At 45.7% G+C, this 221-nt stretch carries 1 pseudogene; it reads left to right on the top strand.

Annotated features, from left to right (window positions below):
* Nucleotides 1-221: pseudogene (locus tag HMPREF3052_RS00360) on the top strand (hypothetical protein); the annotation flags it as partial.

Here is a 221-nt window from a genome sequence, read left to right on the forward strand (position 1 = left end):
GAAGAAGTATTAAATGCCGCTTGGCACTTCTTCCGCGTGGCAGAGTGTAACAGTTCCGTTCAGCCTGTTAACAGTATCCCTGAATTGCGACAAGACGGCTACAAGGTGCTGGCAGACTTTGACCGGCTGAAAGATTTTATTCAGACGGCCATGCAAAAAATCCTGATTCCGTTTGAGCAAAACACAGGAATCAGCCTGATTAATTACAACCAATTCCGCAA

It is taken from the genome of Neisseria sp. HMSC056A03, assembly GCF_001815685.1.
Lineage (GTDB): Bacteria > Pseudomonadota > Gammaproteobacteria > Burkholderiales > Neisseriaceae > Neisseria > Neisseria subflava.